Origin of the sequence: uncultured Microbulbifer sp., assembly GCF_947498635.1 — a bacterium.
GTDB classification, from domain to species: domain Bacteria; phylum Pseudomonadota; class Gammaproteobacteria; order Pseudomonadales; family Cellvibrionaceae; genus Microbulbifer; species Microbulbifer echini.
In genome coordinates this window covers 1-349 of the sequence record NZ_CANMKV010000146.1, presented here as the reverse complement: position 1 = coordinate 349, position 349 = coordinate 1, and the positions used below count along the sequence as shown (strand labels likewise).

At 56.7% G+C, this 349-nt stretch carries 1 protein-coding gene; it reads left to right on the top strand.

From position 1 onward, the window contains the following. On the top strand, positions 1–296 hold a 296-nt coding region (locus Q1A69_RS20220; protein WP_299589756.1), incomplete at its 5' end, for a hypothetical protein. Between the last annotated feature and the right edge of the window lie 53 nt (positions 297–349).

The following is a 349-nucleotide window of genomic DNA, read 5'->3' as shown; positions in this document are numbered from 1 at the left end:
TCAGTGAGCTAGACGAACTCTGGCACGAGCTGGTGCTGAATGGCATCGGCGGCTGCACCATCGCCGAGGCTCAGCAGCGGCTCAGCTATGAGGAGGTCCAGCGCTGGGCGCTCTACCGTAAAAAACGCGGCTCCCTGCATCCGGGAATGCGAATCGAAAGATCCTCGGCGCTACTCGCCACCCTCTACGCCAATACCCACAAAGGTAAAGGCAACCCCGTAAAAATTACCGACTTTATGCCCCACGAGGAAGAGCCAGAGCTGTCGCTGCAACAGGCGATGAAGAGCTGGCACTAGGGGCCAGTGGATAGCTATGTCTAAAAAAAGCCTGGGCACATTAAGCGTTGATC